This is a genomic window from Brevibacillus sp. WF146 (genome assembly GCF_001673705.2).
GTDB classification, from domain to species: Bacteria; Bacillota; Bacilli; order Brevibacillales; family Brevibacillaceae; genus Brevibacillus; species Brevibacillus thermoruber.
Map to the genome: position 1 here is coordinate 3,621,441 of NZ_CP109943.1, position 25,678 is coordinate 3,647,118.

25 protein-coding genes, 1 tRNA gene and 1 pseudogene are annotated in these 25,678 nt (G+C 57.1%); 8 read left to right on the plus strand and 19 right to left on the minus strand.

Features of this window, described 5'->3' with window-relative positions; translation table 11 throughout:
- Positions 1–11 precede the first annotated feature (11 nt).
- Together A6764_RS17910 and A6764_RS17915 are read left to right on the plus strand one after the other, a co-directional pair.
- Positions 12–398, plus strand: coding sequence for a hypothetical protein (locus A6764_RS17910; protein WP_264622309.1), 387 nt, complete (start codon positions 12–14; stop codon positions 396–398).
- A 47-nt stretch (positions 399–445) separates the two neighbouring features.
- Positions 446–1,267 carry a hypothetical protein gene (locus A6764_RS17915; RefSeq protein ID WP_264622310.1) on the plus strand — a complete coding sequence of 274 codons (822 nt, stop codon included), beginning with the start codon at positions 446–448 and terminating at the stop codon, positions 1,265–1,267.
- Positions 1,268–1,614: 347 nt separating this feature from the next.
- Here the strand turns inward: A6764_RS17915 and A6764_RS17920 are convergent.
- Positions 1,615–1,690 (minus strand) — tRNA-Ala (locus A6764_RS17920).
- A gap of 436 nt (positions 1,691–2,126) precedes the next feature.
- Here A6764_RS17920 and A6764_RS17925 point away from each other — a divergent pair.
- The gene (locus tag A6764_RS17925) at positions 2,127–2,759 is read left to right on the plus strand and encodes a YdcF family protein (protein ID WP_065067981.1); all 633 of its coding nucleotides are present in this window, start codon (positions 2,127–2,129) and stop codon (positions 2,757–2,759) included.
- Here A6764_RS17925 and dnaI read toward each other — a convergent pair.
- The 3 genes from dnaI to nrdR all read right to left on the minus strand — a co-directional run bounded on the left by dnaI (position 2,741) and on the right by nrdR (position 6,080).
- Positions 2,741–3,679, minus strand: a complete 939-nt coding sequence (gene dnaI, locus A6764_RS17930; protein WP_029097705.1) for a primosomal protein DnaI — start codon at positions 3,677–3,679, stop codon at positions 2,741–2,743. The two genes, A6764_RS17925 and dnaI, sit on opposite strands and share 19 nt — an antisense overlap.
- Before the next feature lie 6 nt (positions 3,680–3,685).
- The gene (locus tag A6764_RS17935; RefSeq protein WP_264622311.1) at positions 3,686–5,137 is read right to left on the minus strand and encodes a replication initiation and membrane attachment family protein; all 1,452 of its coding nucleotides are present in this window, start codon (positions 5,135–5,137) and stop codon (positions 3,686–3,688) included.
- Between the two features lie 466 nt (positions 5,138–5,603).
- Positions 5,604–6,080, minus strand: coding sequence for a transcriptional regulator NrdR (gene nrdR, locus A6764_RS17940; protein WP_029097707.1), 477 nt, complete (start codon positions 6,078–6,080; stop codon positions 5,604–5,606).
- A gap of 138 nt (positions 6,081–6,218) precedes the next feature.
- Here nrdR and A6764_RS17945 point away from each other — a divergent pair, with 138 nt between their 5' ends.
- On the plus strand, positions 6,219–7,349 hold the full coding sequence (locus A6764_RS17945) for an HD-GYP domain-containing protein (RefSeq protein WP_065067980.1): 1,131 nt from the start codon (positions 6,219–6,221) through the stop codon (positions 7,347–7,349).
- 152 nt (positions 7,350–7,501) lie between these two features.
- On the opposite strand, the gene A6764_RS17950 is transcribed toward A6764_RS17945, so the two are convergent.
- The 4 genes and pseudogenes from A6764_RS17950 to A6764_RS17965 form a co-directional block, all read right to left on the minus strand.
- Positions 7,502–8,410 (minus strand): sigma-E factor regulatory protein RseB domain-containing protein, encoded by a 909-nt coding sequence (locus A6764_RS17950; protein WP_065067979.1) that lies wholly within the window; start codon positions 8,408–8,410, stop codon positions 7,502–7,504.
- A gap of 30 nt (positions 8,411–8,440) precedes the next feature.
- A complete protein-coding gene (locus A6764_RS17955; protein ID WP_141669769.1) occupies positions 8,441–8,926 on the minus strand; it encodes a hypothetical protein in 486 nt (161 codons plus the stop codon).
- A gap of 339 nt (positions 8,927–9,265) precedes the next feature.
- Positions 9,266–9,404: pseudogene (locus A6764_RS17960) on the minus strand (IS21 family transposase); the annotation flags it as partial.
- Positions 9,405–9,514: 110 nt separating this feature from the next.
- Complete coding sequence (locus tag A6764_RS17965; protein WP_065067978.1) at positions 9,515–10,561, minus strand: glyceraldehyde-3-phosphate dehydrogenase; 1,047 nt, start codon at positions 10,559–10,561, stop codon at positions 9,515–9,517.
- A 451-nt stretch (positions 10,562–11,012) separates the two neighbouring features.
- On the opposite strand from A6764_RS17965, the gene A6764_RS17970 reads away from it, so the two are divergent.
- Positions 11,013–11,558: a hypothetical protein gene (locus A6764_RS17970; RefSeq protein WP_141669768.1), complete on the plus strand. Its 546-nt coding sequence runs from the start codon at positions 11,013–11,015 to the stop codon at positions 11,556–11,558.
- 31 nt (positions 11,559–11,589) lie between these two features.
- Here A6764_RS17970 and A6764_RS17975 read toward each other — a convergent pair whose 3' ends face one another.
- From A6764_RS17975 to polA, 4 genes are read right to left on the minus strand one after another with little or no spacing between them, the layout of a single operon-like run.
- Positions 11,590–12,153, minus strand: a complete 564-nt coding sequence (locus A6764_RS17975; RefSeq protein WP_035300606.1) for a lytic transglycosylase domain-containing protein — start codon at positions 12,151–12,153, stop codon at positions 11,590–11,592.
- Entirely contained in the window at positions 12,150–12,752 is a 603-nt protein-coding gene (gene coaE / locus A6764_RS17980) for a dephospho-CoA kinase (protein WP_065067976.1), read from the minus strand. The genes A6764_RS17975 and coaE overlap by 4 nt, the downstream gene beginning before the upstream one ends.
- On the minus strand, positions 12,749–13,609 hold the full coding sequence (gene mutM, locus A6764_RS17985) for a DNA-formamidopyrimidine glycosylase (protein ID WP_065067975.1): 861 nt from the start codon (positions 13,607–13,609) through the stop codon (positions 12,749–12,751). The genes coaE and mutM overlap by 4 nt, the downstream gene beginning before the upstream one ends.
- Positions 13,610–13,657: 48 nt before the next feature.
- Positions 13,658–16,309: a DNA polymerase I gene (polA, locus tag A6764_RS17990; protein WP_035300985.1), complete on the minus strand. Its 2,652-nt coding sequence runs from the start codon at positions 16,307–16,309 to the stop codon at positions 13,658–13,660.
- A gap of 151 nt (positions 16,310–16,460) precedes the next feature.
- On the opposite strand from polA, the gene A6764_RS17995 reads away from it, so the two are divergent.
- The 3 genes from A6764_RS17995 (at position 16,461) to A6764_RS18005 (ending at position 18,544) form a co-directional block, all read left to right on the plus strand.
- The gene (locus tag A6764_RS17995; protein WP_065067974.1) at positions 16,461–17,246 is read left to right on the plus strand and encodes a divergent polysaccharide deacetylase family protein; all 786 of its coding nucleotides are present in this window, start codon (positions 16,461–16,463) and stop codon (positions 17,244–17,246) included.
- 256 nt (positions 17,247–17,502) lie between these two features.
- On the plus strand, positions 17,503–18,444 hold the full coding sequence (locus A6764_RS18000) for a DMT family transporter (RefSeq protein ID WP_065067973.1): 942 nt from the start codon (positions 17,503–17,505) through the stop codon (positions 18,442–18,444).
- The gene (locus A6764_RS18005) at positions 18,407–18,544 is read left to right on the plus strand and encodes a hypothetical protein (protein ID WP_164553230.1); all 138 of its coding nucleotides are present in this window, start codon (positions 18,407–18,409) and stop codon (positions 18,542–18,544) included. The genes A6764_RS18000 and A6764_RS18005 overlap by 38 nt, the downstream gene beginning before the upstream one ends.
- A 31-nt stretch (positions 18,545–18,575) precedes the next feature.
- Here the strand turns inward: A6764_RS18005 and A6764_RS18010 are convergent, their stop codons facing one another.
- From A6764_RS18010 to phoU, 7 genes are all read right to left on the minus strand, one after another.
- Positions 18,576–20,153 (minus strand): DHA2 family efflux MFS transporter permease subunit, encoded by a 1,578-nt coding sequence (locus tag A6764_RS18010; protein WP_065067972.1) that lies wholly within the window; start codon positions 20,151–20,153, stop codon positions 18,576–18,578.
- A gap of 14 nt (positions 20,154–20,167) precedes the next feature.
- Positions 20,168–21,394 carry an efflux RND transporter periplasmic adaptor subunit gene (locus A6764_RS18015; protein ID WP_065067971.1) on the minus strand — a complete coding sequence of 409 codons (1,227 nt, stop codon included), beginning with the start codon at positions 21,392–21,394 and terminating at the stop codon, positions 20,168–20,170.
- Positions 21,395–21,397: 3 nt separating this feature from the next.
- Positions 21,398–22,057, minus strand: coding sequence for an HlyD family secretion protein (locus tag A6764_RS18020; RefSeq protein WP_029097719.1), 660 nt, complete (start codon positions 22,055–22,057; stop codon positions 21,398–21,400).
- Positions 22,058–22,066: 9 nt separating this feature from the next.
- Complete coding sequence (locus A6764_RS18025) at positions 22,067–22,492, minus strand: MarR family winged helix-turn-helix transcriptional regulator (RefSeq protein ID WP_029097720.1); 426 nt, start codon at positions 22,490–22,492, stop codon at positions 22,067–22,069.
- Positions 22,493–22,664: 172 nt separating this feature from the next.
- On the minus strand, positions 22,665–23,588 hold the full coding sequence (locus A6764_RS18030; RefSeq protein ID WP_044898737.1) for a VanW family protein: 924 nt from the start codon (positions 23,586–23,588) through the stop codon (positions 22,665–22,667).
- A 72-nt stretch (positions 23,589–23,660) separates the two neighbouring features.
- The gene (locus A6764_RS18035) at positions 23,661–24,752 is read right to left on the minus strand and encodes a PRK06851 family protein (protein ID WP_065067970.1); all 1,092 of its coding nucleotides are present in this window, start codon (positions 24,750–24,752) and stop codon (positions 23,661–23,663) included.
- A gap of 229 nt (positions 24,753–24,981) precedes the next feature.
- Positions 24,982–25,638: a phosphate signaling complex protein PhoU gene (phoU, locus tag A6764_RS18040; protein WP_029097723.1), complete on the minus strand. Its 657-nt coding sequence runs from the start codon at positions 25,636–25,638 to the stop codon at positions 24,982–24,984.
- Between the last annotated feature and the right edge of the window lie 40 nt (positions 25,639–25,678).

The following is a 25,678-nucleotide window of genomic DNA, read 5'->3' on the forward strand; positions in this document are numbered from 1 at the left end:
GAGAGGTTGATTTGGAGCGGAAAATATTAAATGAACTCTCTTCCATTATGATGGACAGTTGGAATCAAATAAAAGGATATAACGAAGTTAAAGACCGCCTAAAACGAACTCTAGGAAGAAAATCGATTTCAAACTGGACAAAGGAATTTGCCGCCTTTCTCGACACTTTGCCAGAGGAAGAAAAAAAGAATAAACCAATCTATACGGCAATATTTGTTATGGCACTATTGAAACGCAATCTTGATGAAGGCGAGCAAGTTCGAAAGTATATCAAGAAATATAATCTTGTTTCTTTATTGTATGGTGGGTTGTCCATATTAACTAAAGGGACCAGCCAAAAATTTGCTCTAAACATCACTTGGTCTTACAATTCTTTTCAAAATAAATATGAATTTTGAGGAGATTTGCTGGAGACTTTTATTATTGGGAATTCATCGAATTCTTCATGGCTGCCAAAATAATCTATAATGAGGATAAAGAAAAATTTAGAGCATTGTTAATGGAAGACCAGTCAAAATTGTTGTTATTAAATTTATGTTCTCACCACTTAACTGTCGAAGTCTCCGACAGTTGGTTGTTGGATTTGATGAGGAATCATCAATATGAAATTCATCAAAACATCGGTTTCTACCTATTAACAGAAAAACTTAAGAGATACATAGAGGAATTAGCTAGATTGGAGCAGTACAAAATTGGCAAGAAAGAGTCTAGCATACAGAATGAACTTTTCAAGAAAATAGAAGTGGAACTAAATAGAATCAATGATTTATTGCTGCAATTGGACGAAAAAACTCAAACTTGTTTACTATTTAACTATATCCTATCCGAATTACGATGGCCCCACTTCTTTTCGCATTGGTTATTAAAGCCAGAACTACAAGAATCATTTGTAAAAGAGATCAGGTACAGCAAAAAAGTGCGTACCCTAAAAGAAGTAATGAAGTGTTTACAAATCATACAAGTCAGATCAATATTTCCCCGAAAGCAGTGTCGTAAGGACGAACTATATAATGCCTTAGTAGACGTGATGACCGATTTTATTAGAGAAAGAAAAGGAATTTATCAATGGACAGAACAAGATGAAAAAACGTTTGAACAAATATGTGAAAATCTACCTAAAAGTAGCAAAGCCAAACTGAGACGTCGATTAATACGGGAAAGCAAGGTTTTATGGACCTGTAAAATAGATGAACTTGTACGCTTTGACATCTACCTCAAAGATAAGGCAACTCAGACGATCATTGACGGCATGTTGGCTAAGTTATAATTATACTTCACTACAAGGTAATTTCACCTTGAAAATAACACAGACCGCTTAACTAGGGGTTGTCAATCTTCTAGTAACAAGAAACCATGTCCTCTGATATGGTTTCGTTTTGTTATGTAGTGGACCCTATTGGGATTGAACCGCTGTCACGCTAAAGGTGATTAGTGTTGCCAAGGAAGGAGTGGAAAGTAATCCTTCATATTCGTTCTTCAGGACTTTTCTTTTTATAAATCCTACACGTATAATGTTACTATTCATAAGCAATGGTCTGATTGGAAGGTTCTTTCTAGCTTGTTCAATAAAAGCCATCAAAAAAACGGCATCTCTGCCGTTTTGATTTAATATGTTGGTGGAGCATAGCGGGTTCGAACCGCTGACCTCTACACTGCCAGTGTAGCGCTCTCCCAGCTGAGCTAATGCCCCGTATCTCGTTATCTTCTTCGGAACATCTCGTTCCTTACCACGAGATTGATTATAGCACATGCCTTCTTCAAAGATCAATAGGATTTTAAAAAAAATTTTCACCCTGACGAAACGGAAAATGTTCTGCCCGAAACCCGTTGAACGACCTTCCGATACGCCTCCTCCTTCGCTGCTATAAATACCTGACCGTCACCTCTCCCCCGCCATCCACCAACTCCCTGCATGTGCCCACCAAGCGTAACGGACCGGCCCGCTTATCCGTATATGTACATAGGAACACCGCTGCCCTGAAATCAACTCGCCATCATCCATCCATAGCGCGGCGGACTGCAGCACGAGCATAAGCACACCGCCCGAAAAAACGATGGGCAAGCGGATCGCGAACACCGAGCAACATCAATAAACGCTCAAACCCCCTGACAACCGGAGGAAACCCATGATACCGACATCAACCATCCCAACCGTACACCCCTGGAAAAAACGCCTGCTCACCTGGTCGGCCGTCTGCCTGGCGGCGGCCGCACTGTGGTCCGGGTACGTTCTGTGGCGGATCGATCAGACGAGCCGCAACGCCGCTCCGCAAAAAGCGGACGCGGCCATCGTGCTGGGGGCGGCCGTGTGGGGAGACCAGCCCAGTCCGGGGCTGCGGGAGCGGCTGGATTTGGCGCTGCGGTTGTACAAGGAAGGATACGTGCCCACCCTGATCGTCACAGGGGGACTGGGCGACGGAAAAGGCGTGACAGAGGCGCTGGTCATGCGCAGCTACCTGGTGGAGCAGGGCGTGCCGGCAGACCGCATCCTGATGGAGTCCGAGGCGACCAACACGTACGAAAACCTGCTATTCAGCCGGCAGGTCATGCAGCAAAACGGCCTGCACAGCGCGCTTGTTGTCAGCCACGACTATCACCTCGCCCGGGCGATGGACATGGCGCAAGCGCTGGGCATATCCGCCCATCCCGTCGGGGTGAAGTCCAACGTGCTGTACAGGCCGTATCACTTGGCGCGAGAGGTGCTGGCGTACACCAAATGGCGCCTCTCGTATCTGGGAAGTCAGCTTTCGATGCGCTGATTCTTGCGCATGATCAGATACACGTCCACGTAATGGCGGATCCGCTCCATGATGCGGGCCGCCTTTGTTCGTTCGATCCGGTTGCCGTTGGAGATGGAGAGATGCTCCTCCAGCTCCTCCAGCGAGTAGTTGGAGGTGAACAGCGTCGGCAGGTGGTTGTTGACGCGCTGGTTGAGGATGACGCCCAGCACTTCGTCGCGCACCCAGGGCGTGAGGTTTTCCGCGCCGATGTCGTCCAGGATCAGAACGGGCACTTCCTTCAGCATCTCCAGTTTGCCGGCGTACGACTGGTCGGACAGCGAGTCCTTCATCTCGCGGACAAAATCGGGCACGTACACCATGAGCGAAGCGATATTGCGCTCCGACAGCTCGCGGGCGATCGCCCCCATGATGTAGCTTTTGCCCACGCCAAACGGCCCGTGCAGGTACAGTCCTTTTACCCGCTCGCCGCTGCCGACCGTCTGGCAAAACCGGATGGCCGCCGCCACGGCCGCCCTATTCGCCTGGTCCAGCTCCAGCCGGTCAAAGCTGGCGGCCATCGTCTCCTCGGAGACGTAGTAGCTGCGCATCAAGCGGCGGCGGCGCAGGTCTTCCTCGTACGCCTGCTGCTTGTCGCAGGGAGAGATGGCGCTGACGATGGCGCCGTTTCTCACGCTGAGCTGGCTGCGGTGGCCCTTGACCAGGTTGGGACACTGCTCCAGCCCGGGACAGTGCTCACACCAGTACTGCTCCTTTACCGCCGTGTAGACGCTGGACAGGGCCCGCAGGTAGTCGTCGCGGGACAGGTCCGGGTGTTCCTGCTGAAACGACTGCAAATAGGCGGAGGAGCGAAACATCTTGTCCAACTGCTGATCCGGCGTCAGCAGGTGGCGCGGCGTCCGCTTGGCCAGTTCCTGCATGAATTGGCTGATCGATTCCATCCCTCATCACACTCCTCTCTGCCGTCTGCGCAGCGATTCCAACATGGTTTTCAACTCGGGATCGTCCTGGATGGACTGTCCTTTGACCGTCTCCTGGGGCTCGCGCTCCTGCGAAAGCTGCCATTCCACCGAAGCAGGCAGCTTGTCCTGCAGGATGGGGCGGCCGCCACGGCGAACGGCGGTGTCCGTTTCCCGCTTCGGCCGCTTCGCCTTCTCCGCGTGCTGCGCCCGCTGGTCGGCGCGCTCCAGGATCTGCCGCACGGCTTCGTCCACGGTCGTGATCCGCTTCGCCTTCCAACTGTCGCGGATCGTCTCCATGTAGGCTTTGGGCAGTTCCATCTGCATGCTCTGCAGCGTGTGAAGCAGCAGCGCATTGGCCACCTCGACGGTCAGGCCGTCGCCAAACACCAGGTTTTCCGCCCGTTCCAAAAAGACCCGGCTCACCCGGCCGCCAACCACCCGCTCCAGCAGGGAGAGGGGCGAGAGCTGCCGGCAGGCGCGGGCAAACGCTTCGCTGCCCGGTTCCGGCAGGCGGCCCGGCCCCCACTCGTCGTCGCCTGGGGCAGGGGCCGCCGGCGTGCGGTGCAGCTTGTCGTCCGTGTAGCGCTGCACCAGCCGCTTGCGCAGGACGTCCATGTCCAGGCTGCCGTCCGGCTTGTACAGGGTCCAGTCGCGCAGCTCCTGCCCCAATCCCCAACTGTCCAGTTGGTAGAAGTGGTGCAGCTTGTACAAAAACTCCACGCTTTCCCCGGAGAAGACCTTGTCCGGGGAGGCGTTGTCCGGCAGGTAGTGGCGCAGGGACGAAGCCCCGAGCGGGTGATGGACCGCCGCTTCAAAACCCGACTGCATCGGAGACGCCGGATAGCGGGTTTCCATCTGCGCGAGAAACTGTTCCCGCTCCGATCCTTTGTGCACTTCCAACTCGGACGGTTTCAACGATTGGAACACTTCGTAAAAATCCTTGGTCACCGTCTCCGACACCGGGTACTCCTGTTCCAGAGCGGCCCCCAGCGGGTCGGCGTACCGCTGCCGCAACTGCTGATAGCGGACGTTTTCGATTTTGTTCAGCAGCATCACGGACAGCACGTAGTCGGCAAAAAACTCGTTTGGCGTCAGCGGCGGTTTTACCAGGTATTCGTAAAAGTAGTCCCGCTGCCGATTCTCCCGTCTGCGGACGGCCAAAAGGCCCAGTGCCTCCAGCCGCTCCCGCGCCGCCAGCAGGCGGTCCAGCGAGAGATCGGTCATCAGCATCAGGCTGCGGTGCGTGCTTTCCACCGCCGCTCCGTTCGCCTCCTGCACCTCGTGCACCAGCAGTTGGTAGAGGGAAAACGACTCCACACCGATGATCGGCAGGTAGAGCTGGGTGACGAAGCCCATTTCGGCAAAGCTGAGCGGACGCGCCAGCCGCACCAGATATCGATCTTTCGGCAGTAATTCGTTCCACACGAGACGAGGCATTGATCCTTTTCCTTCCTGACTAGTCTGGTTTCCCTATTATATCATGTCCGGTCGGCGATAGATACGACAGTGGCTGGAAGAGCACGCGCCGCCGCCGTGTCCGAAACGGCGGGACGCGCGTAGGGGGGTCCCCGCTCCAGAAGAACGGAGCGCGTTGGCCGGATACGACGACCTCCGGCTCGCCAACGCGGAGCCAAAAAAGATCGCCTCCTCCGCCGTCCGGCCCACCGCGGATGAAAGCAGGACGTGCTCGCGGCTATCGGGAAAGGGGCTCTCTGAAACCCGAACGAATGGGGTTTGAAGACAGCAGGAAAGACGCTCTTGCACATCGCAAGGGCGTCTTGGCCTGATGACAACCCAATTGTTATAGAAGGAGAAGCATGTTTCCAGACAGAGCGACTGGCGAATCCCTACCAAGCGACGCAGCGATTTGCAGGAAAGGCTTGTCCTTCCCTTCCCCGCTGCCTTACTCCGCCTGACCCGAGCCGCGCGCCTGGGCCAGCAGTTCTTCCAGTTCCTTCATGAACACGTTGATGTCCTTGAACTGGCGGTAGACGGAAGCGAACCGGACATAGGCCACTTCGTCGACGTGGTACAGCCGCTCCATGACTTTTTCCCCGACGTCCTTGCTGGGGATTTCCGACTGACCGCTGCTGCGCAGTTCCTTCTCAATCTCGTTGACGACGTTCTCCAGCACCTCCAGCGGCACCGGCCGCTTTTCACAGGCCCGCACCAGGCCGCGGAGCACCTTTTCCCGGCTGAATTCTTCGCGGGTTCCGTCTTTTTTAATGATCAAGAGCGGCGTCTCCTCCACCACCTCAAACGTGGTAAAGCGACGTTCGCATTTTTCACATTCGCGCCGGCGGCGAATCGACTTGTTATTGTTAAAGGGGCGGGAATCTAGTACCCTGGTCCCATTGTAATCGCAAAACGGACAGCGCATCGCGGAATCAACTCCAATTATGACGGTACTTTCATTCAGTGTCCCTCAATTTCCCGCCGGAAGTCAAGTCAATCCTTGTACCTATTTCACGTCTAAGTCAAATGGAGTACAATTTGGGTACAGGTTGGAGGGATTCCTATGCGGTTAGTTTCAATAAAACATGCCCGCCCCGGGATGAAGGTGGGCCGTACAATCTTTACCGAAGACGGGAAAACGTTACTGGGGGTAGGCGTCACCCTTACCGAACGGCTGATTCAGGGGTTGACCCGCTCCGGCATCGACTCGCTCTACATTGAAGACGAGCGTACGGAAGACATCGTCGTGGAGGACGTCATCCGGCCGGAAACCCGCCAGACAGCCGTCGAAGCGATTGTCAAAACAGTCAAGCAGATCACCAACTCGAACAAGCTGGCCCGGAAGGTTTCGCTCAACGAAATGGGGCTTCTCTTTCAGCAGGCCTGTAATTCCATCTTGGACGACATGATGGGCAACCAGCAGCTCTTGCTCCATCTGACCAGCATCTCCACCCATTCGCCCTCGCTCTACCATCACTCGGTCAACGTGGCGGTACTGGCGGCCGCGGTCGGCATGTCGCTCGGCTACAGCCGCAGCCAACTGATGGAGTTGAGCATCGGGGCGATGCTGCACGACATCGGCAAGGTGCAGCTTCCGCCGGAGCTGTTGCAAAAGCAGGAGCGCTGGAACGAGGAAGAGCAGGAGATCGCCAAGCAGCACACGATGCTGGGCTTCAACCTCCTGCGCAAGCAGCACGACATCTCGCTGTTGTCCGCCCACGTCTGCCTGCAGCACCACGAGCGGCTGGACGGCAGCGGTTACCCGCAGGGGTTGAAAGGAAAGAACATTCACGAGTACGCGCAGATCGTCGGCATCTGCGACGTCTACGATTCGCTCACGTCTCCCCGCCCCTGGCGAAAGCGGTACATGCCGCAGGACGCGCTGGAATACCTGTTCGGGGCGGGCGGACACCTGTTTGAGCACCATCTGATCAAAGCCTTCAGCAAACACATCGCCGTCTTCCCGATCGGCAGCAGCGTCGTGCTGAACACCGGCGAGGTGGGCGTCGTCTGCCGGGTCGACCCGGACTACTGCCACCGCCCCACCGTCCGTGTCTTGAAGGACGGCCGCGGCAACGACGTGCGCGTGCCGTACGAACTGGATCTGAAGTCGCAGATCAACCTGTTCATCGTCGGCTTTGAAGACGAAGAATTGTTCTCGCTGGAAGGGCTTGCGCAAAACAGTGCAAATTGAAACGTCTCCTTCCCATAATAAACCCCACCCGGCTATACCTAACGCTGAGCCGGGCGGGGGCCCCCAACTTTCTTCCATGACTTCTTCGTTTTACAGAAAAGCCTCTATCGAAAACTAACCTGCCCCCGACTTCGGAGGCAGGTCTCTCAACGCTACTCAGCTTCCTTGCCGTTTGGACCCACTCGTACCTCCCTTTCCTTGTTCAAAACAGGACTTATATCCTTCCATCCCTTCGGTTCTATAATCTGAAACTTGGAAGTGTCAGCGCCTTTGTCAATTGACAGGCGAAGCACTTCCATCTGATTCATTACGGTTCCCTCATCATCTGTCTCAACCAGTTTTAACAACACTCCCGTTTCCTGATCAACCCATAGCTTGAATGTGTTCGCCCGGTGTTTTTCTGCCAGTGTCCCGGATAGAGTTCCTTCAAGTACGACTGCCGTTCGATCCAGATATTGTTCCGTTCCCACAATTTCGTGCGGGTACCGATAGAGCCAAAAACCATAAGCCTGCGGAAAGATGACATCGTGAGCCCTTTCTGCATACGATGGGTCTTTTCTGTATTTATATACAGGGATTCCCTCTTCATCTTTATAGTAGCGGGGGCCCTTCTGGATTTTGCTTTCCTTCGTCACCTTTTTTATTTTCTGCTGTTTGACAAATGCTTTTTCCTGTTCGTATAAATGGATCATGGTCTCCCCATTTGATATGTGCTCACTCTGCTTCCCTGTCACGTTGCTTTTCACTTTTACGTAGCTCCCGGGTGTATCGCCTATGGATACGTCAAATTCCACAACCTCATCGACGCCAATTGGCTTTTGAATGATTCGATAAGCTCCTTGAATGGTGGTATAATAATCAATGGCGTTGAACATTTTTTCCCGGATTTCTGCAGCGGTAATATCTTGACGTGCGGAATGTATTTCTGATTTTTGCTGAACCGTGGTTTCATTTGAAGCGGGAGACGGAGCATTTCCTGTATCTCCACTAGAGCCATAGGCGACTGAAGTGAGTAGTAAACATATACCTGTGCAACCGGCAATCATCATTTTTTTTGACATTATATGCCCTCCTTACTTGTTTTACATTCATTAATAAACCAATCGTGCAGCATCCGCTCCAGTATCCCCGCTTCGATCATAATCATACGCTATGACCATCAACTCAACATCCCCGGTAACAGTAACGTCATCCCCAACAAAATTCCACCCTTCATCCGCGGTATATTGATTGACAGCGCCCACATATTCAGACGTGTATGGATCTGTAGTTCCAAGGTAATAATGAGCTTCTCTGTTAGTAAAAGAGGCGCTATTTAAATAAACATACACTTCAGGAGTCCCGGCTGTAGCTTCATCGAAGTACCAGATATAATAATCATCTTCATCTTGTGCCGTACTTAATCTATGATCGTCGTTATAACTACTGCTTTGATTACTTTTGTAAACAAAAGTACTTCCATTGTAATCGCTACAACCGGAACCAGAAACAGGATCATTGTCGCAAGTATACGTTTTCGCAGAGGCTCCCGGTGCCAACAATACAGAAAGCATGGCTAAGATTGTAACACCGCTCATAATTTTTTAACCTAGCAATTATAGCATTAATACCAAAAATTTCAAATATTTAGGGTGACACACAGGATTAGTAATTGGTTATCAAGCACAGAGGCGTATGGATAAAGCCATATCTGTTCCAGCGCAAGGAATTTCGAACATTGATTTCCTTGTACATGATTTCGATGAAAACGAGGCAAATCCCTTGTGGTCAATGAAGTTTGAATCTGTTCAGCGGGCCCTTGTTTTATTCTTTGACAGGATTGAACGAATCGTCTTGATGCGTGATCTTTGTCCACCATCGACGGTTTACATCTAACCTGCGAATTTTTGTTGGTTAGAGGATATGAGTGGCACGAGGTATCCTAAAACCATGACAAATACCGGCACTTTTCGGACTGAACCATCCAGAGCTACATGATAACCCCCAGTCAATCTGGGCGTATTCACCAAGTTTCGTCTCGTAGCGAAGAACAGCGGGAACCTGTTTCGGAAGACGAAGTCCCCCTATCATCATTCAAGATGATTTACCCCTTGTCTTGCACGTTCGCAAAAACCCCCTGGACTCCGCAAGGGTCCCAGGGGGTTCGCTGTCTGTTTACGGGCAGGTTAGTTCGCGGCTACGGCTGCCGCCTCTTTTGTCCGGGTGCGGTTGCGATCCTCGGACACGTGGCGCACCAGATCGACCACGCGGCAGGAGTAGCCCCACTCGTTGTCGTACCAGGCGATCACTTTCACCTGGTTGGAGCCCATCACCATCGTGGAGAGTCCGTCGATGATGGAGGAGTGATCGTTGCCGTTGAAGTCGCTGGAGACCAGCGGTTCGTCGCAGAATTCGATGTAGCCCTTCATGCTGCCTTCGCTCGCTTCGCGCAGCACGCGGTTCACCTCTTCCACGGTCACCGGCTTCTTGGTGTTGACGACCAGGTCGACGACGGAGACGTTCGGCGTCGGGACGCGCAGGGCGAAGCCGTTCAGCTTGCCGTTCAGCTCCGGCAGCACCTTGCCCACGGCACGAGCGGCGCCGGTCGTGGTCGGAATGATCGATTCGCCGGCAGCGCGTGCGCGGCGCAGGTCCTTGTGCGGGTTGTCGATGTTCACCTGATCGTTGGTGATGGAGTGAACCGTCGTCATCAGGCCCTGCTCGATGCCGAACGCGTCGTGCAGAACCTTGGCCACCGGCGCCAGGCAGTTGGTGGTGCAGGAGGCGTTGGAGATGATGTGATGCTTCTCGTGGTCGTAAATCTCCTCGTTTACGCCCATGACAATAGTCACGTCTTCTTCCTTGGCCGGCGCGGTGATGACCACCTTTTTCGCGCCGCTTTTCAGGTGCTTGCCGGCGCCTTCGCGGTCCTTGAACTTGCCGGTGGCCTCCACGACGATCTCCACGCCCAGTTCGCCCCACGGCAGATTGAGCGGGTCGCGGTCGGACAGCACGACAGTCGGCCTGCCGTTTACGATGATCTGGTTGTCCTGCACGTCCACTTTATGGGGAAAACGCCCGTGAATGGTATCGTATTTCAACAGATGAGCGAGTGTTTCAGGGGGATAGCTGGCATTGATGGCAACGATCTCGATGTTGGGGTCCTGAACAGCGCGGCGAAAAACCATACGTCCGATGCGTCCGAAACCATTAATACCGATTTTGATTGTCATAATTAGAAACCCCTTCCTACATTGAGTTACACTAATCCTTACTTTTATTATAATAAGTATGACACAATTATCAATGTGTTTTACTGAAAAAATAAATATTTGGACGATTTGCCATCCTGTTTTCCGTTCGGTCGGAAGGGGCGGGGTGATCAGGCAAAGGACAGGACAAGCGGGAAGGGCATGAGACTGCGACCAGGCGATCGAGGTGGCAGGGAGCGAACGCGTAAAGCATGAAAAGCCCCCCTTCTGTTCGGGAAGGAGGCCCGTCGAAGAATCAGGGACAATTGTGGACGAATGCCTGAGAGCTACCAATCAGCCCAGGGCACAAAAGGGCCCCTGCCGTACGACGACATATGCAGCAAGTGCAGCGGGAAAACAGCGTCTGTGGAGTAAGATGCTGACATTAGAGGTTGATTGGCTGCAAGTGACGACTACCCATGGTAGAATTTGTATGATACAGGCGGTTAACGCATTCAAGCAGATGGAGGAAGCTCGAGGCCGCCATAACAAATCGCTACGCAATGAAAGTGCCAATTACCGCCTGTCCGACTTTTCCATTCAGGGTGCCGAATTGCCGGATGTGGAGGAAATCCTCTCCTACGAAGGTTCAACCATGATAGACCTGCTGCTGCCTTCGGATGAGAAGCTCTCATTTATCCTGGATGGCAATCAGGTGAAAGGGTTTACGCTCGCAACGGATACGAGGCCAATCATGGCCGGTGAATCAGGGTCTGAATTGTTTGAACTGCACGAGAAAATAAAGGCGGAGCTGGGCGAAGACGTTAACCTCACGTACGTTTTTTACGCGGGCGGGTTTATTTTTGTCGCTGTTGACCAAAAAGGACAAGAAAGTGTGTGGCTGGATAGACGGGCGGCAACGATTTTGAATGTGTCTCCCTCCACGCCGTACGCTCCAGAAGAGATACTGGAACACATACAGAAAGGGGCGAAAGCGGCTGTTACGTCAAAGTCAAAATCAAAGCCAGAGGAACTATAAAAGCCGCTTTCCCCCAGGGGAGAAAGCGGCATTACTGCAGTTCTTCGGAATAGATGTTCCGGTATCGGTCGTGGTAGTAGAGCACCCGCTGGACGTACAGGCGGGTCTCGCCGAACGGGATGTCCTCGAGGGTGTCTCGCTCTCCGTTCCACTGCTCGCGCGTCAGCCATCCGTTCACCTTGCCGGGGCCGGCGTTGTAGGCGGCAATGGTTTTGACCACGTCGCCCTGAAACCTCTGCTGCAAGAACGACAGGTACCAGGTCCCGATGTTGATGTTCATCTCCGGATCGTACAGGTAGTCCTTTTGCTTCGGCTGAAAGCCCGCCTGCTCCACAATCCATTCTGCCGTGTCGGGCATGATCTGCATCAGCCCGATCGCTCCCTTCTTCGAGACGTTGTCCGGTTTGAAGCCGCTCTCCGAACGGATGATGGCCAAAATCAGGTAGGGGTCTACCTGATAGCGGCGGGACGCCTCCAAGATCTCGCTCTGATACTTGATCGGATACATCCACTTCCAGACCAAGGGGGAGTTGATCAGCAAAAAGACGCCCATCAGCACGATCAGGACGACTGTCGCTCGCCTGCCTCGCTTCATCCCGACAGCTCCGCTTTCAATTCTGCCAGCAGGCGCTCCACCTGCCGTTCCGTCTCTTCACGCGTCCCGGTGTTGTCAATCAGAAAATCGGCGAGCTGTTTTTTCTGCTCAATCGGCCACTGCGCCCTAAGCCGCTTGTGCGCCTGTTCCTCATCCAGCTCGTCCCGCTCTAACATCCGCGCCAACTGGACGGAGGCCGGCGCGTACACCACGACGATTTTATCCACCATATGCTGCAGCTTGCTCTCAAACAACAAGGGAATATCCATAAACACGATGGCGGCCCCGTTCCGCTCCGCGGTTTCCGCCTCTTCCCGCATCACCCGGCGGACTTCCGGGTGGACGATGGCGTTCAGCTTCTGCCGCTCCGCCTCGTTGGAAAAGACGATTTCCCCCAGCTTCTTGCGGTTGATCTGGCCGTCGGCAAGCAGGATGTCCCTGCCGAAGTGACGAACGATCGCCTCGTAGGCAGGTTTGCCCGGCTCCACAACCTCGCGGGCGATCTGGTCGGCGTCAATGACAGGAATGCCGCGCTCCCGCAGCATGGCCGTCACCGTACTTTTTCCCGTGGCGATGCCTCCTGTCAATCCTAGAATCATGCCCGTTTTCCTCCTCGTTTGATGGGCTTGCCAACTTTTTGACAGGCGGGACAGATGTGCGTCCCCCTGCCGCCGACCACGAACCGGACGATCTCGGTTCCGCAGCGGGTACACGGCTCCCCTTTGCGACCGTATACCAACAGCGACTGCTGAAACATGCCCATCTCGCCCTGGCCGTTGACGTACGACTTGATCGAACTGCCGCCTTGTGTCACCGCCTCTGTCAGCGTGGCGACGATGCTTTCGTGCAGCTTGGCCACCTGTTTGGCGGTCAGGCTGCCTGCCGGCTGTTCCGGGTGAATGCCCGCCCGAAAGAGGGATTCGTCCACATAAATATTCCCCAACCCGACAATACATTCCTGATTCAACAGAAGCGGCTTGATCTTGGTCGTCCGCCCTTTGAGCAGACGGCGCAGCACGTCCGGGGTAAAGCTGTCCTCCAGCGGTTCGACGCCCAGTTTGGCCAGCGGCCCCTCGCTCGTTTCCAACCCGATCGGGAACAGGTCCATCGTCCCGAACTGGCGAACGTCCCGGTAGCGCAGTTCGGTGCCGTCGGCAAAGTGGAAAATGACGTGCGTGTGCTTCTCCACCGGGTCCGCGGCCTGGTACAGGCCGTAGCGTCCCTCCATGCGCAGATGGGAGACGAGCACGTCCTTGTCCAGAATGAACTGGATAAACTTGGCCCGCCGCTTGATCTCACGAATGGTCTGGCCGGCCAGCTGCGCCTTGAACGCTTCCACGTCGTCCGGCCGGCGCACAATCCGCGGCAGCGTCACACTGACGCGTTCGATCGTCTTGCCCAGCACGAGGGTGCGCAGGGTGCGGACGATCGTTTCCACCTCAGGCAGTTCCGGCATGGGTCTCCTCCTCTCGTTTGTCTCTCGATGCTGTGGGGATCGTCCCGGTTACTTCGCGTCGTACCAGGTGCGTCCGTAATGCACGTCCACTTTCAGCGGCACGTCCAGCTTGAGCGCGTTTTCCATCACATCCGGCACCAGCTTCTGCATGACGGCCAGTTCCGCTTCCGGCACTTCGAAGACCAGTTCGTCGTGCACCTGCAGGAGCATCCGGCTCTCGAGCCCTTTTTCCCTGATGCTCTCCTGCATCCGGATCATCGCCAGCTTGATGATGTCGGCGGCCGTTCCCTGGATCGGGGTGTTCATCGCCGTACGCTCCGCAAACGAGCGCAGGTTGAAGTTGCTGCTCTTGATGTCCGGCAGGTAGCGGCGTCGGTGCAGGAGCGTGGTGACGTAGCCGTCCTGCTTCGCCTGCTTGACGATCTCTTCCATGTACCGCTTCACGCCGGAAAAGACGGCGAAGTAGCGTTCGATGAAGTCGGCCGCCTCCTTGCGGGTGATGTTCAGGTTTTGCGACAAGCCGTAGTCGCTGATCCCGTAGACGATGCCGAAGTTGACCGCCTTGGCCTGGCGGCGCATCAGCGGAGTGACCTCCGCCTCGCTCACTCCAAACACGTCCATCGCCGTTCGCGTGTGGATGTCCATCCCCTTGCGGAAGGCGTCAATCAGGTTTTCGTCCCCAGAGATGTGGGCCAGGACGCGAAGTTCGATCTGCGAATAGTCGGCGGCCAGCATGTACCAGCCCTCTTCGGAAGGAATGAACGCCTCGCGGATTTTCCGGCCTTCCTCCAGGCGGATCGGGATGTTTTGCAGGTTGGGCTCGGTGCTGGACAGGCGGCCGGTCGCCGTGGTGGCCTGATTGAACCGCGTGTGAATCTTGCCCGTCTTGGCGTGAATCTCCTTGGTCAGCCCCTCGATGTACGTGGAGCGCAGCTTGCCCAACTGGCGGAAGTGCAGAATCTCACCGATGATCGGATGGTACGGCGCCAGCTTTTCCAGCACGTCGGCGCTGGTGGACGGGCCGGTCTTCGTCTTCTTCAGAACGGGCAGGTCCAGTTTGTCGTACAGGATCTCCCCCAACTGCTTCGGCGAATTGATGTTGAACGGCGTGCCGGCCAGCTCGTAAATCTTCGCCGTCAGCTTCTCCAACTGGCTGTCCAGCTCTTCGCCCATCTCCAGCAGCCGCTCGCGGTTGATTTTGACGCCCTGCTTTTCCATTGCGGCCAGGACCAGACTGAGCGGCGCTTCCAGGTCGGTGAGCAGCTCGTCCAGCTTGTGCCGGGCCAGCTCGTCCCGAAGTTTCGGCACGCTCTGCCAGATCGCAGCCGCTTTGCGGGCCACGTGTTCGCTGAGGACGTCTGTCTCCGGCACCAGCCGCTTGGCTCCTTTGCCGTACACCTCATCGTCCGGCAGCACGCCCACCTCGGCGTACTGGGCGGCGACGCCGTCCAGTGTCGGATTGCTCTCCGTCGCGTTCAGCAGGTAGGAGGCCAGGTAGACGTCAAAGCCGATGCCGGCTGTCTCCAGACCGTGCCAGGCCAGTCCTACCGTATCCCGTTTGCCGTCAAACACCCATTTTTCCCGGGTATCGTCCGCCAGCCAGTCGCGGAACGCCTGCCACTCCACGGCCGCGTCGTAGGGCACGTAGAGCGAGACGCCTTCTGCGGCCAGCCCGAAGCCGAGGATCGGCGCGTGGTGGTAGTTGTCGCCGTCCATCTCCACGTACAGCGCCATGGGCGACGTCAGCTTTTCGGTGTAGCGGTCCGTCCTGCCGCTCTCCACCACCTCGAAGGAAAACGGAGCGCGCTCTTGTCCCGACGCGCCCGCTTCCTCCGGCGCGGCAGCCTTCACCTTGGGCAGGAGCGATTTGAATTCCATTTTTTTAAAAAACTCGGTGACAGCCGCCGCGTCGTAGCCGGGATACACCGTCTGTTCCACGTCCAGATCGACGGGGGCGTCCCGCATGATGGTCGCCAGCGCCTTGCTCATCCTGGCCTGCTCCACGTTTTCGCGCAGGTTTTCCTGCAGCTTTTTGCCGGAGATCCGGTCGATGTTCTCCAGCACCGCTTCCACCGATCCGTATTCGTGCAGGAGCTTCAGCGCGGTCTTTTCCCCCACGCCGGGCACGCCCGGGATGTTGTCCGAGGCGTCGCCCATCAGCCCTTTCAGGTCGATGATCTGGAGCGGCTTCAACCCGTACTTGTCCGCGATCTCCTTGGGCGAATACAGCTCCATCTCGCTGACGCCCTTGCGCGTCAACGCCACGGACACGTTGTCGGAGACCAACTGGAGCATGTCCTTGTCCCCGGTGATCACCGTCGTCTTCCAGCCCGATTCGTCCGCCCGCCGGGTGAGCGTCCCGATGATGTCATCCGCTTCGTATCCTTCCAGTTCAAAGCGCTGGATGGAAAACGCGTCCAGCAGCTCGCGAATCAGCGGAAACTGCTCCGACAGCTCCGGCGGCGTCTTGGCCCTGCCGCCCTTGTACTCGGCAAACTCGCTGTGGCGAAACACGACTTTGCCCGCGTCAAACGCGACCAGCATGTGCGTCGGCTTCATCTCTTCCAGAACCTTGAGCAGCATGGTTGTGAAGCCAAGCACCGCGTTGGTGTGCAGTCCCGCCGACGTGGACAGCAGCGGGAGCGCGTAAAACGCCCGGTTGGCGATGCTGTTCCCGTCAATCAACACAAAGTGGCTCAACTCGTACGACTCCTCTCGTTCCATCACTATTCCTTCAGTTTACCACAGGGCCACAACCCTGGCAAAACAAGTCTCTCTGCGGCGGATCCGGCGGGTAAGCATCCCTCTGCTTGAACAAACTAGGAAAAACAAACGGAAAGAAGGCGATCACATGCGCAAACGAACATGGGGGGCAGCCCTGCTCGCCGCCTGTCTGTTCTCCTTCACGGCAGGGGCGCACGCCATCGCTCCCGGTGCTTCCCCGGCGAAAGCGGCCGGCAAGAAGGTGGCGGTTGTCATCGACGACTTTGGGAACAACATGGCGGGTACGGACGACATTCTCAACCTGCCCGTTTCCCTGACGGTCGCGGTGATGCCGTTTTTGCCCAGCACCAAACGGGACGCGGAGCAGGCCCATCGGAAGGGACACGACGTGTTTGTCCACCTGCCGATGGAGCCGGTAAAGGGAAAGCGTTCCTGGCTGGGGCCCGGGGCCATCACCACTGACCTGAGCGACGAGGAGATCCGCGACCGCGTCCGCAAAGCGATCGACGATGTTCCGCACGCGATCGGCTTGAACAACCACATGGGCTCCAAGGCGACCGCAGACGAGCGCGTGATGCGGGCCGTGATGGGCGTGTGCAAGGAACGGGGGCTGATCTACCTGGACAGCAGGACGACGCCCCGCAGCACCGCGTCCAGAATTGCCCGGGAGCTGGGTGTGCCGTTTCTGGAAAACGAACTGTTTCTGGACGACGTCTACACCGTCTCGCACATTACCCGCCAAATGGAAACGCTGTGCAGGCGAATGAAAGACCACCCCGTCTGCATTGCCATCGGCCACGTGGGGCCGCCCGGCAAGAAAACGGCCTCCGTTCTGCGCCAGTACATCCCGCGCATACAGAAGGAGGCGACGCTTGTCACCGTCTCCACGCTTTTGAACAGCTTCGCGCCCTAGCCGTTTGAACCGGCTGTTCTCGTCGGTTCCGGCTGAAGGCGTGCGCTCATCGCCCCGCATCTCGCCGGTGAGCGTCCGGTCTTCATCGCTCACGGCGTTTGTAATCGCCTGGGCGATTTTTTTTTGGAACGGCAGGGCGGGCGGCAGGTCCCGCCCCCTTTGTCCGTGCGGCTGCCAATGTGTGGCGATTGTGAATTTTTCCATGGACCTGTAAAATAGAGAGCATGCGATTTCCCTATTGCAAGAAGGTGTAGGCATGAACAATCCCAACGAAAAGCCCTGGGTACCGCCTTATCTCGCCCTGTTTCTCGGCGTGGCGGCCGTCTCCACTTCGGCCATCTTCGTCAAGCTGTCCAGCGCGCCGGCGCCGATTATCGCCACGTACCGGCTGGTTTTTTCCGTGCTGCTGACGCTGCCGCTGCTGTTCTGGAACCGCGGGGCCATCGGCGAAATGATGCGGATGCCGGGCAGGCAGTGGCTGCTCTGTCTCCTGTCGGGAGCCTTTTTGGCCAGCCACTTCCTGCTCTGGTTCGAATCGCTCAACTTCACGTCCGTCGCCAGCTCCACCGTGCTGGTCACGCTGCAGCCGCTGTTTGCCTTTGTCGGCGGGTATTTCTTCTTTGGCGAGCGGATCCGCCCGCTGGCGCTGACGGGAGGCCTGCTGGCCATCGCCGGCAGCTTCGTCATCGGCTGGGGGGACTTTCGCGTCGGCGGCATGGCGCTGTGGGGAGACATTCTGGCGCTGATGGGCGCCGCCACCGTCACCGGCTACTGGCTGGTCGGCCAGTACGTGCGGCAGCACCTTTCCTCGTTTTCCTACACGCTCGTCGTCTACACGATCACCAGCGTGCTGCTGGTGGCGTACGATCTGGCGCTGGGGTACCCGCTGGCCGGTTACCGGACCGAGGACTGGGGCTGGTTTTTCTGCCTCGCCCTGTTTCCGACGCTGCTCGGCCACTCGATTTTCAACTGGGTGATCAAATGGCTGAACACCACGACGATCTCCATGGGGATTCTGGGGGAACCGGTCGGAACGGCGATTCTGGCGTACATCATCCTGGGCGAAGTGATTACGCTTCCGCAATGGGTCGGCGGCCTGATCATTCTCGCCGGCATCTACCTGTTTATCCGCTGCAATACAGCCAAAGGAGTGGAGTCTCGTGAAGCAACCGCCGTACCGCCGGAAAAGCTTGCGTGAGTTCGTGAGCGGTCTCAGTATCTGGGCCAAAATCGGCTGGACCGTCCTGCTCGGCTACATCGTCGGCCGGATCATCTACTGGCTCAGCAAACTGATCTGAAATCCGTCTCATCAAGCAAAACAGCAGCCGCTTAGGCTGCTGTTTTTTGCTGCTCTTGTGCCGCCCCTTTCTTGGCCGGCTTTTTGTGCATGAAGAAAATGAAGGGGATGGACAAAAAGATCGGGATGGCCGACACGAGCATGGCATCGGCAATGCCCCGAACGACCGCCTCTTTGGCGATCATCCCGGCCAGAACGGATCCGGCTCCTCCCTGGGCGGTCGCGGCGTCCACGCCCGCCTGCGCAAACAGTCCGGCGAGACCCTGGAGCGCCTCGATCGCCGTGGTGGACGTCACGGACACGCTGTCCGAAATCGCCGCGGTGTGAAAGGATTGGCGCGAGCTCATGATCGTCGTCAGGATGGCGATCCCAAACGAACTCATCACCTGCCGGATCACGTTGGAGAGGGAAGATGCCCTCCCGACGCTGGCGCGGGGGATGACGTTCATCCCCGCCGTGGCCAGCGTCTGCATGCACAGCCCGATGCCGAGCCCGCGAATCGTCAGCACCGTATTCAACCAACTGTGCGGCGTATCCGCGGTCAGGTTGTGCAGTTCGTAGGTGGTCACCCCCATGACCAGCATGCCCGCCAATCCGACGGGACCGATCCCGTACTTGTCAAACAGCTTGCCGCTGATCGGCATCATCAGCGCCATGGCGATCGACTGCGGCATCAAGAGAAGCCCGGAGTCCATCGCCGACATGCCCTGAATGTTTTGCAGGAAGATCGGCATCATGAAAATCCCGCCCATCATCCCCATCATGACAAAGCTGGAGCTGATGACGCTGAGGGTAAACACGGGAATTTTAAACAGGCTGAAGTCAAGCAGAGGCTGTTCCTTGCCCGTCTCCACCCAAACGAACAGCGCCAGGCTGATCAATGAGACAAACAGCAGGCTGACGATGTAAAATGAGTCCCACCCTTCCGTCTGTCCCTTGCTGAGCGCGAGCAGCAGCGTCCCGAAGCCGATGACGGAAAGAATCGCTCCCGGGTAGTCAAACTTCAACTCCGGCTTTTTCGGCGTTTCCTTCAACAGGGCGCTGCTCATCACCACGGCAAACACGCCAATGGGAACGCCCAGCAGGAAAAGGAACTGCCAGTTCAGGTATTCGACAATGTACCCGCCCAGCGTCGGCCCGACCGCCGGCGCCACCATCGCGGCGATGCCAAACAGCCCCAGAGCCAGCCCCATCTTTTCCCGCGGGACAATCATGTAGATCATCGACATCCCGATCGGCATGATCATCCCGCCGCTCAGCCCCTGGACGACGCGGAAGGCGATCAGGCTGCTGTCGTTCCAAGCCAGCGCGCAGAGGACGGACGAAGCCGTAAATGCGGAGAGCGAGAGCAAAAAGATCCGCTTGTACCCGTACTTTTCGCCCAGCAGGCCGCTCATCGGGATCATCACGGCGTTTGCCAGCATGTAACCGGTCAACACCCACTGGATCGTGTCCGTCGTGGAGCCGAACACGTTTACCAGGGTAGGCAGGGCGACGTTGATCAAACTGTTGTTCAAGATGGCGACGAAGGTACCCATGAGGATGGCCAGAAGCGAAATCCACATCTCGCCTCCGCTGCTCTCATGGCGCTGTGCCGCTGCTTCCGCCATGGTTCTCCCTCCCGTCAGTTGACGATCACTTTGCTGCCCTCGGCCAACCCGTCACCAGGGTTCAGCACGAGCTGGTCGCCAGCGGCTACCCCTTTGGTCACAGCAATCCAATCGCCCTTGGTTTCGCCGACGGTCACCTCTACCTGGTGCACGATGTCGTGATCCACTTTGTACACGAAGTGCTTGTTGTCCTTGGTCACCACGGCCGAGGCGGGGACTTTCAATTCGTTTTGGGACGCCAGGTTCGGCAGGTACACCTCCGCCAGCATCCCAGCCCGCAGCGCGCCGTCCTTGTTGTCCACGCGCACCTTGATCGGGAAGGAACTGCTGTTGGGGTCGGAGATCGGGCTGACGAACTCCACCGTTCCCTTGAGCGTCTTTCCGCCCAGGCTGTCCACTTTCACGTCGACGGCCGCGCCGACTTTCACCTGGTTGATCTGCTCCTGGGGCACGCTCGCCTCCACTTTGACCTGATTCATTTGGACCAGCACCAGAAGCGGGACGCCCGGCTGGGCCATCTCGCCGGGGTCGATGCTGCGTCGAGCCACGATGCCGGAGATCGGCGCGAGAATCTTCGTGTTTTCATAGGTGCTTCTGGCCAGGTCCAAACCGGCCTGCAGGCGTTTCACTTCCGCCTGCAGCGCGGCCACGGAATTGGCTGTCGGCCCCGCCTTGGCCAGGTCGTATTGGGCCTGGGCCTGATCGAATCCCGTCCGCGCTTTTTCCAGTTCCAGCGACACCTTTTCCAGATCGGCCTGGGAGATCGCGCCGGAATCATACAGCGCCTTCATCCGATTGTAGCTGCTCTCGGCCACCTGCAGCGCGGCTTTTGCCTGCTCCACGCCGCTCGCCAGACGCTGCAGCTCCTGGCTGCGCACGCCGGCCTGGGTGTCGCGCAGACGCGCCTGGGCGCTGTCGATGGCGGCTTCCGCCTGTCTGATCTGCTCCAGGTAATCGGTCGCTTCCAGCGAGACGAGCACGTCGCCCTTCTTCACGACCGAGCCTTCCTTCACGTGGACCTGCTCCACTTTCCCCGGCAGTTTGGAGACCACCTGGATTTCTTCCGCCGGTGCGATTTTCCCGTTTGCGATCAAACCGGTCTGGGTCGATTCCAGCTTCCACACTTTCACGACCGGCTGGTTCTCTTCCGGTCCGGCGGTCGTTTCGCTGCAGCCTGCGGCGAACAGGGAAAGGGCCGCCACGACAGTTCCCAATCGTTTCCATTTCGTTGTCTTGTTCATCGCTTACATCCCCTTCACGTGCACTTTGATTTCCGCGTTCAGACCAGGGGTCAGATGGATTCCGGCGGTGCTGTCAATCGCCACCTTGATCGGAATCCGCTGCGTCACTTTGGTAAAGTTGCCGCTGGTGTTGACGGCCGGCAGCAGCGCAAAGGTGGAGTTGGTGGCCTGGCCGATCTCGATCAGGTGACCGGTCAGCAGTTTGCCCGGGTAGGCGTCAAGCGCGATGTCCACCTTCTGCCCCAGCTTGAGGCGGCCAAGCTCCGTCTCTTCCACGTTGGCGGAAATGTAGAGGTTTTTCTCGTCCACCACCATGGCCACCGCCTGGCCGGGAGAGACAACCTCTCCTTCCTTGGCCAGCGTCTTGATCACCGTGCCGGTGATGGGCGCGCGCAGCACCGCGTTTTCCAGCAGGCTGGTCGTCAGATTGGTCGTATCCTGCTGTCCGACGATCTGATCCGCCACGACGACATCGCCCTCGTGAATCTTCAGCATCGTCAGCTTGCCGGCAATCCGCGGCATGACGCGGTAAATGTCACCGGCGACGCGGGCGTCCTCCGTGGTGACGTAGTGGCTCCCCTGATACCAGTAGTAGTACCCGATGCCGCCCCCTCCCGCCACCATCAGGAGCAGGATGATGTACAAGACAAGTTTTCGCTTCATGGTTTCTCCTCAACTTTCTCTTTCTAGTTTTTCGATCAGCGTTTCCAGCGCGTTGACGATTTGATCCATCTCCGCGTCGGAAATGTCTGCGAACAACTTGTTGTAAAACTCTTCGGAAAAGATCGGGACCTGCTCGACCTTTTCCTTCACCTTGCCCGTGCCGCGAATCCAGACCACCCGCCGGTCCTTTTCGTCGCGGACGCGTTCGACCAGTTGCTCCCGCTCCAGCCGGTCGATGATGCCCGAGACCGTGCTGTAGGACAGGTCGACGGCCTTGCTGATCTGGCCAATCGTCTTGGGTTCGCATTTGATTTGCCTGAGTACCATCAATTGCGGCACAGTCAATCCGAATTTCCCCAATTCTCTGGTCGCCATGGTGGTAATCGTTTTGTTCAGCCGCTTTAACAGATCCCTCACCAAGATCGGCTTGCTCATCATGCGCCTCCTTTCCTCCGCAATTATTTCGTACCCGAAATTTTTTAACACGAAATATATATTACGCCTTTTTCAAATCCCTGGCAATATGTTTTTCGTTCGCCCAGCACATGCACGGACCCCCCCTGACGGAGCCGCCCAAACAAAAACAGCACCTCGCAACGGGTGCTGTCTAGTCCGGCAGCCGCGGATCGGCCGGCGTTTCTTCCGGTACGTGGTTGCGCACGCTGGGCACATGCCGGGGTTCGTGTTCGATTTCCGGGAACGAATGAATCGTGACAGACATCTGTCCGTTTCCGGAGAAGGCGCGGATCAGGATGGGATACGCGTACTTGTTCTGAAACACGAAATCAGGTCCGTTCCAGCTCACCGTGGCGTCCCGTCCGGGTGGAACGTACGCGACGTGGCGGCTGTGCGAATACCGCTGCAAAATGTGCATGCCGGCGCGGTCGACGGCGTTGTACAGGGTGGACGACACCTGGCAGATGCCTCCGCCAATCCCCTCCGACAGTTCTCCCCTGACGATGATCGGCGCTTCCAGATAGCCCTTTTGCCGGGTGCGCTGGCCGACCACCTTGTTGAACGAAAAGATTTCGCCGGGCAGGACGACGTAATTGTTGATAGCCTTGGCAGCCAACATGATGTTATGAGAGCGGTTTTTGTTTCGGGGATTGTAATAAGTGGCGTAGCCGCCGATGAACTTCTGCCGCACCTGGTTCAGCAATTCGCGGTCTACCTTGGGCATCACCTCGCGGATGGCGGGCGTAATGCTTTCGGAACCGCTTGCGTAAAAGTAGTCGTAGACCTGTTCGGCAAACGCTTTTTCATGCAGCGCCCGCCCCCGCTTCTCGGGAACGATCCTGCCCGCTCCGTCGATCGTGGCGTTCACCGGTGCCTGGTACACCTGTTCCGCCACGCTTTTGATGACCTGCTCCAGCTTTGCTTCGTCCACCAGGGGAACGCCGGAGAACGGCAGGGTGTAATCGGCGCGGTCGAGTATGGCAATCGTCTCTTCTCCCCATTCGATCCGCAAAAAATCGGTCGCGTCCAAGGGATTGGCCAGAAACAGCAAGGCCAACACAACAGGAAAACCCATCCGGACTGCTCACCTCCTCCGCATAGTATGAGCAGCCGAACGGGTTTCATGCGCATGGGCGGCAGCCGAACGTCAGGCCAGCCGGGCGGTCAGCTCGCGGATAATGGCCTGGTGAATGGCGTCCACTTTTTCGCGGTCGGCCGCCTGTCCGTAGATGTCGGCCAGGCGATGGCGGCACGCCTGCGCTTCGGCCAGGCTGGCCGTTCCCTTTTTCATCACGGCGGCGTAGCGCTCCCTGATCTCCGCCAGCCGGTCGGCAAACGCCTCGTCGGTGCCCGGCTCAATGGCCCGGGCGTACATGTCGATCACTTCGTCACTGCTCCGATCGGGGAAGTACTCGTGCGGCGCCGTGCTGTCAAAGATGGCGAGGCTTTTTTCGGGCAGGATCACCATGTCCAGGCTGTGCGGGTCCAGTCCGCAGTGGTACACGTCCGCGTCGAAGCCGCGCCGCTTCGCTTCCGCCACCAGTTTTTTCAGCATCGTCGACTTGCCGGAACCGGGACGCCCTTTGATGAAATAGCGTTTGCCGATGCCGGCGGTCAGATTGGGAATGTGGTCGACCGGTCCGGCCGGTGTGGCCGCGCCCAGATACATGTGCCGGATGCGGGCGTTCTTTGGCAGGGTTTCCTCTCCAAAGAACAGCGCCGTCACTTCTTCCGCCACGCGGTTGGCTTCTTCCCGATTCAGGCGGGCGATGTAGATTTCCTCCCACTCGTCGTGGATGCCCAGCGCCTGGGCGAACGCCTCGTACGCTTCCTGCGTCTTCTGGTACAGCGCTTCGTACCAGGTCGCAATCAGATTCCTGCGGGGAGACAGACGGTCCACGTCAATCGCGGCCTGCAGGTCGACATAGGTCTCGATCAGACCCGGTGCCCTCGGCTGCAGCGAACGCGGATAGCTCCCGTCCACCACGGCGGCCCGCAGTTCGGGGAAGATCACCCCGTCAAACGCGCCGCTGACAAAGGGGGAGTGAATCCACTCCACGCTGCCGGCGCGGGGGGCCAGCTCGTCTCCGATCCGCTGAATCAGCGTCGTAGCCAGCCCCTCCACTCCTCCGGTCAGGACGAACAGGCGGTCCACCTCCGCCAAAACGGAATCAAAAAAACAGCGGTATCCTCTGGCCGTATTGCCACCCGCGTAAATGTGGCGCACCGTTGCATTCATTGGCAACCCCTCCTGGATGTTGTGTGTCAATCCGGATCGGTTTTATCCTATGCGTTCATGAAGCGATAGGCTTCTGCCCACGGCAAGAAAATGTGCTGCCGCCTTGGCCCCCGCTGCATGGCCCACCCGTCGTGAAAGCCGGCGCCGCCCGCCGGGGCCGATCAGCCTCCCGATCAGCCGCCGTAAAAAAACCGGACAGCCCCGCGGACTGCCCGGTTTGTTGGGCGCGTTACTTGTTCAGATCGGTCATTTTGCCGGTGTTGAGGTAAATGATCCACTCGCAGATGTTGGTGACGTGGTCGGCGATCCGCTCCAGGTACTGCGCCACCAGGAGCAGGTGGGTGCCCTGGTTGATGGACTGCTTGTTGCTGCTCATTACGTCGATCAGGTCGCGGAAAATCGTGGAGAACAGCTTGTCGACGGCGTCGTCGCGCAGGGCGATCTCTTCGGCCGCTTCCTTGTCGCGGGCGATGTAGGCGTTCAGGCAGTCCCGCACCATCGCCTTGACATGGTCCGCCATCAGCGGAATGTCGATCAGCGGCTTGACGTACGGTTCCGCCATCAGCCGGCGCGTCGTCTTGGCGATGGCAACGGCGTGGTCGCCCATCCGCTCCAGATCCGTCACCAGCTTCAGCATCGTGCCCAAACGGCGCAGGTCGCTTCCCACCGGCTGCTGCAGCGCGATCAGGCGGAAGCAGCCGCTTTCGATGTCGTGCTCCAGTTCGTTAATCATCGTATCGTGCTCAATGACCTGTTGGGCCAATTCCACGTCCCGTTCGACCAGACTTTTGATGGCCTTGTGGATGGCTTCCTCCACCAGCGTGCCCATGGACATCAGGCTGCGGTGCAGAACATCCAGTTGTTCTTCGAATGCGTGCCGCGTCATACCCTTTTCCCCTCCATTTGTCTGTACCCCCAATGCTACA

Bases quoted from the DNA above. Each gene is read 5' to 3' on its own strand.
- A6764_RS17915 (WP_264622310.1), top strand. From the start codon at position 446: ATGGCTGCCAAAATAATCTATAATGAGGATAAAGAAAAATTTAGAGCA.
- A6764_RS17925 (WP_065067981.1), top strand. From the start codon at position 2,127: ATGATACCGACATCAACCATCCCAACCGTACACCCCTGGAAAAAACGC.
- dnaI (WP_029097705.1), bottom strand. From the start codon at position 3,679: ATGGAATCGATCAGCCAATTCATGCAGGAACTGGCCAAGCGGACGCCG.
- A6764_RS17935 (WP_264622311.1), bottom strand. From the start codon at position 5,137: ATGCCTCGTCTCGTGTGGAACGAATTACTGCCGAAAGATCGATATCTG.
- nrdR (WP_029097707.1), bottom strand. From the start codon at position 6,080: ATGCGCTGTCCGTTTTGCGATTACAATGGGACCAGGGTACTAGATTCC.
- A6764_RS17945 (WP_065067980.1), top strand. From the start codon at position 6,219: ATGCGGTTAGTTTCAATAAAACATGCCCGCCCCGGGATGAAGGTGGGC.
- A6764_RS17950 (WP_065067979.1), bottom strand. From the start codon at position 8,410: ATGTCAAAAAAAATGATGATTGCCGGTTGCACAGGTATATGTTTACTA.
- A6764_RS17955 (WP_141669769.1), bottom strand. From the start codon at position 8,926: ATGAGCGGTGTTACAATCTTAGCCATGCTTTCTGTATTGTTGGCACCG.
- A6764_RS17965 (WP_065067978.1), bottom strand. From the start codon at position 10,561: ATGACAATCAAAATCGGTATTAATGGTTTCGGACGCATCGGACGTATG.
- A6764_RS17970 (WP_141669768.1), top strand. From the start codon at position 11,013: ATGATACAGGCGGTTAACGCATTCAAGCAGATGGAGGAAGCTCGAGGC.
- A6764_RS17975 (WP_035300606.1), bottom strand. From the start codon at position 12,153: ATGAAGCGAGGCAGGCGAGCGACAGTCGTCCTGATCGTGCTGATGGGC.
- coaE (WP_065067976.1), bottom strand. From the start codon at position 12,752: ATGATTCTAGGATTGACAGGAGGCATCGCCACGGGAAAAAGTACGGTG.
- mutM (WP_065067975.1), bottom strand. From the start codon at position 13,609: ATGCCGGAACTGCCTGAGGTGGAAACGATCGTCCGCACCCTGCGCACC.
- A6764_RS17995 (WP_065067974.1), top strand. From the start codon at position 16,461: ATGCGCAAACGAACATGGGGGGCAGCCCTGCTCGCCGCCTGTCTGTTC.
- A6764_RS18000 (WP_065067973.1), top strand. From the start codon at position 17,503: ATGAACAATCCCAACGAAAAGCCCTGGGTACCGCCTTATCTCGCCCTG.
- A6764_RS18010 (WP_065067972.1), bottom strand. From the start codon at position 20,153: ATGGCGGAAGCAGCGGCACAGCGCCATGAGAGCAGCGGAGGCGAGATG.
- A6764_RS18015 (WP_065067971.1), bottom strand. From the start codon at position 21,394: ATGAACAAGACAACGAAATGGAAACGATTGGGAACTGTCGTGGCGGCC.
- A6764_RS18020 (WP_029097719.1), bottom strand. From the start codon at position 22,057: ATGAAGCGAAAACTTGTCTTGTACATCATCCTGCTCCTGATGGTGGCG.
- A6764_RS18025 (WP_029097720.1), bottom strand. From the start codon at position 22,492: ATGAGCAAGCCGATCTTGGTGAGGGATCTGTTAAAGCGGCTGAACAAA.
- A6764_RS18030 (WP_044898737.1), bottom strand. From the start codon at position 23,588: ATGGGTTTTCCTGTTGTGTTGGCCTTGCTGTTTCTGGCCAATCCCTTG.
- A6764_RS18035 (WP_065067970.1), bottom strand. From the start codon at position 24,752: ATGAATGCAACGGTGCGCCACATTTACGCGGGTGGCAATACGGCCAGA.
- phoU (WP_029097723.1), bottom strand. From the start codon at position 25,638: ATGACGCGGCACGCATTCGAAGAACAACTGGATGTTCTGCACCGCAGC.